At 60.2% G+C, this 8,688-nt stretch carries 9 protein-coding genes and 1 pseudogene; 5 read left to right on the top strand and 5 right to left on the bottom strand.

Going from position 1 to position 8,688, the window contains the following annotated elements:
* Positions 1–137: 137 nt before the first annotated feature.
* The gene (locus JWQ61_RS18985; RefSeq protein ID WP_304361871.1) at positions 138–1,379 is read right to left on the bottom strand and encodes an RNA polymerase sigma factor; all 1,242 of its coding nucleotides are present in this window, start codon (positions 1,377–1,379) and stop codon (positions 138–140) included.
* 239 nt (positions 1,380–1,618) lie between these two features.
* Between JWQ61_RS18985 and JWQ61_RS18980 the strand changes: the two genes are divergently transcribed.
* Positions 1,619–2,188 (top strand): helix-turn-helix domain-containing protein, encoded by a 570-nt coding sequence (locus JWQ61_RS18980; RefSeq protein ID WP_304361870.1) that lies wholly within the window; start codon positions 1,619–1,621, stop codon positions 2,186–2,188.
* Positions 2,189–2,197: 9 nt separating this feature from the next.
* On the top strand, positions 2,198–2,740 hold the full coding sequence (locus JWQ61_RS18975; protein WP_304361869.1) for a GNAT family N-acetyltransferase: 543 nt from the start codon (positions 2,198–2,200) through the stop codon (positions 2,738–2,740).
* A gap of 5 nt (positions 2,741–2,745) precedes the next feature.
* Here the strand turns inward: JWQ61_RS18975 and JWQ61_RS18970 are convergent, their stop codons facing one another.
* Complete coding sequence (locus JWQ61_RS18970) at positions 2,746–3,930, bottom strand: acyltransferase (protein ID WP_304361868.1); 1,185 nt, start codon at positions 3,928–3,930, stop codon at positions 2,746–2,748.
* A 363-nt stretch (positions 3,931–4,293) separates the two neighbouring features.
* Between JWQ61_RS18970 and JWQ61_RS18965 the strand changes: the two genes are divergently transcribed.
* Complete coding sequence (locus tag JWQ61_RS18965; protein WP_304361867.1) at positions 4,294–5,871, top strand: S41 family peptidase; 1,578 nt, start codon at positions 4,294–4,296, stop codon at positions 5,869–5,871.
* A gap of 20 nt (positions 5,872–5,891) precedes the next feature.
* Here the strand turns inward: JWQ61_RS18965 and JWQ61_RS18960 are convergent, their stop codons facing one another.
* Entirely contained in the window at positions 5,892–6,143 is a 252-nt protein-coding gene (locus JWQ61_RS18960; RefSeq protein ID WP_304361866.1) for a BON domain-containing protein, read from the bottom strand.
* Between the two features lie 117 nt (positions 6,144–6,260).
* Positions 6,261–6,563, bottom strand: coding sequence for a hypothetical protein (locus JWQ61_RS18955; protein WP_304361865.1), 303 nt, complete (start codon positions 6,561–6,563; stop codon positions 6,261–6,263).
* Between the two features lie 426 nt (positions 6,564–6,989).
* Here JWQ61_RS18955 and JWQ61_RS18950 point away from each other — a divergent pair, with 426 nt between their 5' ends.
* The gene (locus JWQ61_RS18950; protein WP_304361864.1) at positions 6,990–7,334 is read left to right on the top strand and encodes a BON domain-containing protein; all 345 of its coding nucleotides are present in this window, start codon (positions 6,990–6,992) and stop codon (positions 7,332–7,334) included.
* A 21-nt stretch (positions 7,335–7,355) separates the two neighbouring features.
* Positions 7,356–7,529: a hypothetical protein gene (locus JWQ61_RS18945; protein ID WP_304361863.1), complete on the top strand. Its 174-nt coding sequence runs from the start codon at positions 7,356–7,358 to the stop codon at positions 7,527–7,529.
* Positions 7,530–8,267: 738 nt separating this feature from the next.
* On the opposite strand, the pseudogene JWQ61_RS18940 reads toward JWQ61_RS18945, so the two are convergent.
* Positions 8,268–8,688: pseudogene (locus JWQ61_RS18940) on the bottom strand (DNA-binding protein); the annotation flags it as partial.

Genomic DNA, 8,688 nt, shown 5'->3' with positions numbered 1-8,688 from the left:
TTCATGATGGTCTCCAGTCAATGACGAGGATGGTGGGTGGCTGCCGGTGGCGCAGCGCGCCGCCGGCGTCGGTTCATAGGCACTTACACTGAATAGTCGAACCGCAGGCAGCGGAATCGACAGCACTCCAGATATTTTTATTGTTCAGCCAGGCCGACCAGCCGCCGATGCAGGAAGCGCCGCTCCGGCTCTTGCTGGGTCAAGGCCAGCGCCCGCCCGTAAGCGGCGCGCGCTTCCGCAACATGGCCCAGGCGCCGGTGCAGGTCGGCCTGCGCGGCGTGCGCCAGATGGTAATTTTGCAACTGGCCGCCGGCAATCAGGCCATCCACCAAAACCAGCCCGGCATCCGGCCCCTGGTGCATGGCGACCGCCACCGCGCGGTTCAATTCAATCACCGGCGTAGGCTCCAGCCGCAGCAAGGCGTCGTACAGGCCGACGATCTGCGCCCAGTCGGTGGCGTCGGCCTGGCGGGCGTCGGCATGCACGGCGGAAATGGCGGCCTGCAGGCCGTATGTGCCGAAACGCCCGGATGACAAGGCGCGCTCCACCAGCGCCGAACCCTCGGCGATATATTCTGCGTTCCACAAAGTGCGGTCCTGCTCGTCCAGCGGCACCAGGTCGCCGGCCGTCGTGCTGCGTGCTATGCGGCGCGATTCATGCAGCAGCATCAGCGCCAGCAAGCTCATGACCTCCGGCTCCGGCAGCAGTTCCAGCAGCAGCCGGGTGAGGCGGATCGCTTCCTGCGACAGGTCGTGGCGCGTCAGCGTCTCGCCCGAGGAGGCGGAATAGCCTTCGTTGAACACCAGGTAAATGACGCGCAGCACCGTGTGCAGGCGCGCCGGCAATTCGTCGCGGCCGGGGACCTGGTACGGGATGCGGGCATCGCGGATTTTCGCCTTGGCGCGCACGATGCGCTGCGCCAGCGTCGGCGCCGGGGTCAGGAAGGCATGGGCGATCTCTTCCGTGCTCAGGCCGCAGACTTCGCGCAAGGTGAGCGCAATCTGCGCATCCGGCGCCAGCGAGGGATGGCAGCAGGTGAAGATCAGGCGCAGGCGATCGTCCTCGACATGCTCGCGGTCATCGTCCGGGGCCTGGCTGTCGTCGGCGATCGCCTCGATCGATTCCGCCACCTCGTCGTAGGCGGTGAACCTGGCGCGGCGGCGTATGCCGTCGATGGCCTTGAAACGCCCGGCCGACACCAGCCACGGCACAGGCTTGTCGGGGATGCCGTCGCGCGGCCATTGCTCCATCGCGGCCTTGAACGCATCTTGCAAGGCTTCCTCGGCCAGGTCGAAGTCGCCCAGCAGGCGGATCAGCGTGGCGAACACGCGACGTGATTCGCTGCGGTAAATACCTTCGATCGTGGCGCTTATTGGCATCGTGTCGGCATCGTATTGGAGCGATCTCTTGATAGTTTTTTTGCGCGGTGCAGCACACCGCGTGGCGATGGCTGTTTCCTGGACAGGCCCGTCGCCCCCTGTCCCACGAGAATAATACATTGAATCGCTGCCCTGCCAAGCTCGCCGGCCCGGTGGCACTACAGATTATGGGATTGACCTCGTTATCCAATATAATGGATAATAAATCTATTATTGTAGAAACCGAGGAATCGCATCCCATGGACATCAACGCCCGCATCGCCGCCCGCGTCAGCTTCTTGCGCCAGGAGCGCGGCCTGTCGCTCGATGCGCTGGCCACCAGGTGCAGCGTCAGCCGTTCCATGATTTCCCTGATCGAGAGAGGGCAAAGCAACGCCACCGCGGTGGTCCTGGAAAAACTGGCGACCGGGCTCGGCGTGATGCTGCCCGCCCTGTTCGAAGATCCGCAGCCGCAAACCGCTCCCCTCATCCGCCATGCCGACCAGCCGCAATGGCGCGATCCGCAATCGGGCTACGTGCGCCGCAATATCTCGCCGCCGGACCCGCAATCGCCGCTGCGGATCGTGGAAGTGCTGTTTCCGGCCGGCGCCCGGGTCACTTACGAAACTGCTGCGCGCGAAGCCTTGGTCTACCAGCAGGTATGGATCCTGGAGGGCAAGATGAATATCGCCGTCGGCGCCGCGCAGTATGCGCTCGAAGCCGGCGACTGCCTGGCGTTCCAGCTGGACACTCCGGTCGCTTATCACAACCCCCATCGCAAACCTGCGCGTTACGCCGTCGTCAGCAGCACGGACAACGCGCGCCAATAAGGAACCGGCATGCAAGACAACATACACATCCATCGCCTGGACTCGCTTGATGCGGCAGCGATTAACGCACTGAGCGAGATCCTGATCGATTGCGTCGACGGCGGCGCCTCGGTCAGCTTCATGCATCCCTTGACGCGTACCCGTGCGGACAAATTCTGGAATGGCGTCGCTCCCGGCGTAGCCGCCGGCGAACGTTTGCTGCTGGTGGCCCAGGACCAGGATGGTGCGATTCTCGGCACGGTGCAGGTGGTGCTGAGCCAGCCGGAAAACCAGCCGCATCGCGCCGATGTGGCGAAACTGCTGGTCCACCGCAAGGCGCGCCGCGCCGGTTTGGGAGCGGCGCTGGTGACGGCGGCGGAACATGCCGCGGCGCTCGCCGGCAAACGCTTGCTGGTGCTCGATACGGTCACCGGCAGCCCGGCGGAGCAGCTGTACAAACGGCTGGGATGGCAGGTGTCCGGCGTGATTCCCGACTATGCGCTATGGCCGGATGGCCGCTTGTGCGCCACGACCGTCTTCTACAAGCACATAGGAAACGGCACGGCAGCCTGAGCCGGCTACTTCGTGTAAGCGGGGAGCTCTGTTTGCGAGGGCGCGGCGCCGGCGGCAAAATTGCTGGGGAAACGCGCATCGCGCAGCTTCATGAAAGGCGTTTCGACCAATCGATACAGCAGGTATCCGCCTAAGATGCTGATCAAGGCGATCAGGGCAACTTCGATCGCCGGGTCAATACCGGCGCGTTTCAGGATCGGGTGGGCGATCATCGCGAGCGGCTTGTGCATCAGATAGATGGCGTAAGACCATGCGGCCAGCTGGGCAGCGCCCGGTATCCGCCAGCGATACAGGTAACTGCACGGACTGAGCGCGGCGACCACCAGCAGCGCGAAGGCGACGGCAATCAGCGAATAGCCGAATCCGCTCATGAAGAACCCGTAGCCGTAGCCTTCGATATAGTAATAATTGACGGCCAGGTAGAAAAGCAGCGCCACCGCCAGGCCGCCGGAAAACAAGGACAAGTGGCCCCAGCGCAGGATCTTTTGCCAGAGATCGCGGTGAAAATTCTTCAGGATGGCGACAGCGATGCCCGGCAGGAATTCATCAAAGCGGCAAAAGCTCGAGTAGTAGACATTCGGGTAATAACCACCGACCGCACCGCCCGCTTCCCGCCCATACTGCAGCCACAATAGACTGCGCAGCGCGATCCCGGCCAGCATCAGCAGGCCGAGGGCGGCCCAGGCCAGCCGGATCGACTTGCCATACCTGGCGGCGAGGATGACGGCGGCCGGCAGCACGAGATAAAACTGTTCCTCTATGCACAGCGACCAGGCGTGGGAAAAAGCGGTTCCCGGCTGCAGCCACAGGTTCTGCGTGAATGTGAGGAAGCGCCACAGCGGCGGCGTATTTCCACCCATTACCACGGGAAACAAGAAATAAAGCGCCAGCACAAAGTAGAAATTGGGCAGCGTCCGCAGGAATCTCCTGGTGTAGAAATGCCTGAGCGAAAGCCGCTGCCCGCGGGCGACGCCGGCAAAGATCTGGTTGCTGATGAGGTATCCGCTGAGCACAAAGAACAGATCGACCCCAGTCCAGCCCACCTTGCTGGCCCAGCCGAATGTGGCTGAGCCGCTGACAAACGCCATGTAGTGGTACATGAATACCAGCATGATCGCCGCCGCGCGCAGCGTGTCCAGGCCGTGGTTGCGATGCGGTTCGTTTACAGGATGGCGGATGGCAGGCGGCATGGTGGGATTTATCGGGAGCAGGCCGCCGGCGTTTTTCCGGACATGGCGCACACCTGCCCTGCTTCGCACATCACATAAAAAAAGCCCGCCGAAGCGAGCTTTGCAATGACTGATACTTGAGGAGATTCGCGTAATCCCGTGCTATCTGCAAAGTGACTACGCCGCGAATGAATCTACTCAAGTATCTACCATCAAACATTTTCTGGACACGCACGATAGCCTGTGCGTGAAACCCAGTATGCAACACGAATTATCCGGATGCAAGTTTTTTTTGATGCTTTTCTGTCCAAGCGCAAATCGCTTTCAGGACGATGGCTGGTAGACTCCAATTTCCATGCTCCTCACCTGCCCGACGGAAGAAAAATGCACAGCGCGACCAGAGCCGAAACGAATTCCGCCAGCCCGCCCATGCACGACCATGCGCGCTGCCGGCATCGGCCCTTGAGCGCCCGCTTGCTGGCGCCCTTTGTGTTGCTGGCATCCGGCCTTTGCTCACCTGCCCACGCAGCCGAAGCCTCGCCCTGTCCGCCCGACTGGGAAGCGCAGATCTGCGAACTCAAGTCGGTGGTGGACGTGCTCAAGAAAGAACATCTGACGGAGATCGACGTCCCGGCTTTCCTCGACGAAACCATCCGCCTCGGCGTCAAGACACTGCCCTACGCCCGCTTCCTCAATGCGCAGGAACAGCAAGAGCAGATAAAAAAAGACCAGCGCACGCGCAACGGCACGCCCGGCATCGGCATCATTTTCGAAACCTTGCCGGACGGCTTGCATATTATCGATGTGGTGCCCGACGCGCCCGCCGCGCAAGCCGGGGTGCTTACCGGCGACCTGGTGGTGGCGATGGACGGCAACAGCATGGTGGGCATCGACAATACCGAAATCGCCAAGTACGCCAACGGCGAAGCCGGCGCGCCGCTCAAGCTGACGCTGCTGCGCGGCGCTTCGCAGCAACGCTTGGAATTTTCCCCGCTGCGCGCCATCATCAAGCCGCGGCCGGCAAGTGTCAGGCGACTCGACGGCAATGTGCTGTATACCCGGCTGGCCAGTTTTCCTGAGCCCACCATCGGCGATTACATAGACGTGGTGCAAGCCGAGCGTAAAAAAGGGCCGCCGGCCACGGCGGTGATCCTCGATTTACGGATCAACGGCGGCGGCGCGCTCAATGCGGCGATCGGCATTACGGCGCTGTTCACCGGCCGCGACAAGACCGCAATGGTGACGCTGCAGCGCGACGACAAGATCCAGCATCGCATCACCACCAACTGGCCGGATTATGACCTGCCGGTGATGCAGGGCCAAGATCCGCTGGCGCCGCTGCAAGGCGACGACTGGTGGCGCAGCGTGCCGCTCATCGCGCTGGTCGACGGCCAAAGCGCCTCGGCCGCCGAAGCCACCGCCGCCGCGCTGAAAGATCTCGGCCGCGCCAGGCTGCTGGGCACGCCGACCTATGGCAAGGGCATGGCGCAAACCGGCGTCGGCACACGCGACGGCACTTACGTCGTCTGGAGCAATGCACGCAACTTGCGGCCGAACGGTTGTCCGATGGAAGGTTATGGCGTGGTGCCTGACTGGATCGTGCCGCCGCGCAAAGACGCCGACATGGATGGCGTGCTGCTCGGTTATCGCGAAGTCGATATCCCGCGCGCAGCCTACGCCAACAAACCGGCGCCCGATCCCTTCGCCGATGTGCGCAAGGAGCGCCAGCGCCTGCGCGACCGGCGTGCGCTTGCCAAGCTGGACCCGGCCAACAGCGCGGCGTTGCCGCAAAAGGAATTCGGAACCGCCAAGGATTGGCAGCTGGAACAGGCGCTCAACGCGCTGGCCGGCAAGCCGGTGCAGGTGGTTAGCGTGAATCCAAGGTTCATGCCGGCGCAGCCAGCGTGCATGAAACTCGAGGTACAGGCAACGGAACAGAAAACCGGGCCGAAAATGCAGTGATCATCGATTACACGCAAGATTCATTTCTTGATAATGATGTGATTGACCACGTTGGTTACCCTGTCGACCGCCTTGGTCACCACGATGCTGGTATCGACCTGGGCCCGGTTGTCGGCGAAACCGCTCAATGTCACTTCGTGGTTCTGGGTCTGGACTTGCAGGTCAAGGTGCTTGAGATCGCCGCTATGCAGCAATCCAGCTTTCACCTTGGCTGTGATAATCGAATCGTCAACCGCAGTGCTGGCAGCAGCAGACGGAGGATTTCCGGTCATGTCTTTTGTCTTGTTGCAGCCGGACAAAGAGACAAGCAGGAAACACGCAGCGACAAGGCTTGGACGGACGGAACGCTTCAGAAACGTAACCATGGTTTTTCCAATCATCTTTCCGGCTCACACGGCTCTTCTCGCATCGGCTGGTTCTTCTTGCAATATCTGATGCAGCACAAGAGGACGTTGCGGCGGGGCCAGCTGTTGCGGCCTTTGCCTGTCAGCCACGCTTTCCACGCCGTCAATGGCGATGGCCTCAAGGAAAACCAGGACGCTGCGATGGTAGTCGACGCGCATTCCCGCTTCCAGCAACAGCCTTTCCGCCTGGAATAGGGAAAGACGCGCATCGCGCAATTCGCCTGCTGCCAGTTTTTCCGGCGTCACGGCGTATTTTCTCGCCCACCCGTTCATCCATTGCATTCCCATGCCGATTCCCTTTTATCAGAAGACGATTAGCGCTTATCCAGGCAATCGGCTAGTGCACAAAAAAATAGAGCGCTATCAGCAACGCCATCGGCGCACCCAGAATCCATCCCAAAATGTATTTATCCATGACCATCCTCCCTTTTGCGAACATTGAGCCAGCACGGCATAGCGGATGCTATCGGACAGCTTCCGTATCGCCTTCCCGATGAAATATCTTATAAAACTTATTTCTCCCCTGATCCGTTCGCTATCCCACATTGCATAAAATTTCTGCTCGATGTATCCACAAGCAGGCTGCATCTTCCAAATTATCCGGATTGCAGGATTATTGTTGCCTACGTACGATAACGAACAGAAAGGGAACGGGTAAAGCAGGCAAAGTCCGGTGCATATATTGGAATTTCCCTACTTTCGGATTGGCAAACCATGAATACGCTCGTAAATCCTTTCCTGGCCACAATGGCTCTGTGCGCGCTGCCGGCTTTCCTGTGCGGCTGCAATAACGCACAAAGCATGCCTGTCGTCGCGCCACTCTCCGCGATCAAGGCAGCACCTGCCGGCGCCGAACTCACGGCCAAAATCAAAACAGCCTTGATGGCGAGTGACGGCATCGACAATCTTGATATAAGAATCCGGACGCAAAAAGACGCAGTCATGCTGAGCGGCTTCGCTGACAGCCGGGCTCAGATCGATCGCAGCATAGAGGTGGTGAAACGTGTAGCGGGGGTCGGCAGAGTCATCAATCGCATCAGCATCAGGAAATTCACATAAGCGCTGAAAGGAGAAACCGCCATGTCTGCGGACCTGATCGAATTCAAGATGGCCTGGTGGTTCAAGCTTTACATCCTGGGCGTCACGGCCATGTGCCTGCTGACCGGCTGCGAGCCGCAACAGGAAAGATCACTGTACTGGTGCAGCAAGGCGATCAGGGCCAGCTGCAATGGCAAGCGCATCAGGGTCTCTTGACCCCGAATCTTCCGCACGGCCTCGTCATGTAAAGCACAGGCAGATAAATTCTTTCCACTCCGAATGCACATTCCTTTTTGGCGAACCCTTACGTATCAGCAAGGATTCGCCGCCAGCTGTCTTAACGAGCCGGTATAACTACAACGGTCCCGGCTTCAGTGCTTCCTTTAGCGCCGGTACTCCCTCTTGCACCGGTGCTGCCGGTTGCGCCTGTATATCCGGTAGCCCCGGTATCGCCTGTCGCGCCAGTACCGCCAGTCGCTCCGGTGTCTCCGGTCGCGCCGGTGCCGCCAGTAGCTCCGGCGCGGCCGGGCGCCCCCGTATATCCGGTGCTACCAGTCGCTCCGGTATATCCGGTCGCGCCTTGCGGCCCGGCCGGACCTGTAGGCAAGGTAAAACAACCGGCCAGTGTAAGCGTCGCCAATACTGCGGCAAACTGTGTCAAGTATTTCATGATGATTTCCTTTTTTTGACTAACCAGAACTACGCACATGATTGTGAGCAGCCATCCAGATTTGATCAGTCTCTGGCGACAATGATGTGCACCGGCAGATCAGGCCATCGCTACTGCACGACCGCAGCGGCAGCGAACTGTCAGCTTGGCCCAGAGGCCGCATCCAGTCGGAACGCTACGATTGCAGATCAGGTTATTCAGGAAACCTCACGGGGTCTGTGCGTTGGCGTACCAAGATTATTGGCGGCCATCGAGCTGTCACCGGAACGGGCATGCCAAATAGACTATTCCTGGCCGATTTTGCCAAAACGACGGTCTATATATTGCGGAATGTTGAGCGGGGTGACGACAACTACAGACGATGAATCGCCAATGGCCGATACAGGCAGCATTTTGTGGAAATGCATGATCTGGTGGCAGGCGTTCCTCAGGTCCTGCCGCAGGTCATGATGCAATACCGCGTTGATCCGCCCGTCTCGCAGCAGGCGAATGTTGTCCCTGTCGAGGTCATGCGCGATGAAGCACTTTGGCGCTTTTCCCATCGCATGCAGGACACGCAGTATCGCGACATTCCCGCCGCCCATTGAATACACCGCCGCAATTTCTCTTTTTCTACCGACCACTCTTCGCACTCGCTCCTCAGTCTCGGCATCGAGCCCGTGCCCGCCACTGGCGTCTACCAGCGTCAATTTCGGATAGCGCCTG

This window comes from Collimonas fungivorans, from assembly GCF_028292705.1.
Taxonomy (GTDB): domain Bacteria; phylum Pseudomonadota; class Gammaproteobacteria; order Burkholderiales; family Burkholderiaceae_D; genus Collimonas; species Collimonas fungivorans_B.
The sequence above is the reverse complement of the archived record's forward strand: the minus strand, read 5'-3'. Positions and strand labels throughout refer to the sequence as shown.